The following is a 1,104-nucleotide window of genomic DNA, read 5'->3' as shown; positions in this document are numbered from 1 at the left end:
TATCATCATGTTGAGACTCGAAGTTATCAAATGAGTCTCGCATTTATGCAATCTTTGAATTTTCGAACTGGCTTGCTATGTGATCCATTCCTAGTCCTTATACTCACGGCTTTTTCGCTTGTTAATGTCAACACTGTCAGAAAACTTTGTTTGCTTTGCTGATTTCTACTAGAAGGATTACCCTAAAAGGAGTTCTCGTAGGAGTTAGTCTGGTGATGCAACAAATAAAAAATGAAACCTTAAAAGAAGTATTTAAACAATGGGCTTCCGACGATGGAGTTGTGGTCATCAACCCTGCAACTGAGCAAGAGTTAATTCGCTTGAAACCGAGTTCAATTGAAGAGTTGGATTGCCTCATTGAAGCGTGTTCGGCTGAACAAGTTCGATGGGCTAAGTTGAGTGCGAAAGAGCGCTCTAGCTGTTTGAAAAACTGGCATCAATTGTTGATGGAACACGCTGAAGATATCGCGACCATTATTACATTGGAACAGGGTAAGCCATTGTCTGAAAGCCGCGGGGAAGTGAGCTACGGGGCATCTTTTGTAGAGTGGTTTGCAGAAGAGGCTAAACGAGCTTATGGCGAGATTATCCCAGCTCCTGCTGTAGATAGACGTTTATCTACAATTAAACAGCCTGTAGGCGTGTGTGCTGCGATTACACCGTGGAATTTCCCTATTGCTATGATCACACGAAAAGCGGCACCTGCGTTAGCTGCTGGGTGTGGGATGATCATCAAACCGTCCGAGTTGACCCCTCTGACCGCACTAGCGGTTGTTGAACTTGCGTATCAGGCTGGTATCCCTAAGCCGCTTTTACCTGTTGTTATTTCTGAACAGGCCGCTGAGTTTGGTCAGGTGTTATCGATGGATCCTAGGATCAAGAAGATTTCATTTACGGGTTCGACTCGCGTCGGCAAAATTTTGATGAAGCAGGCTAGTGAAACTGTTAAAGCGGTATCGATGGAACTTGGAGGTAACGCTCCGTTTATTGTTTTTGAGGATGCTGATTTGGAATCAGCTGCTAATGGGCTTATCGCGTCCAAGTTCCGTAATGCAGGGCAAACGTGCGTGTGTACAAACCGTTTATATGTACATCAAAATGTCA

At 44.4% G+C, this 1,104-nt stretch carries 1 protein-coding gene; it reads left to right on the top strand.

The window, feature by feature from the left end; translation table 11 throughout:
* Window positions 1–215: 215 nt before the first annotated feature.
* Window positions 216–1,104 (top strand): aldehyde dehydrogenase family protein (locus R7M72_RS25585; protein ID WP_318056527.1); only part of this gene is annotated, 889 nt, incomplete at its 3' end.

Source organism: Vibrio sp. YT-18 (assembly GCF_033337345.1).
Taxonomy (GTDB): Bacteria; Pseudomonadota; Gammaproteobacteria; order Enterobacterales; family Vibrionaceae; genus Vibrio; species Vibrio alginolyticus.
The sequence above is the reverse complement of the archived record's forward strand: the minus strand, read 5'-3'. Positions and strand labels throughout refer to the sequence as shown.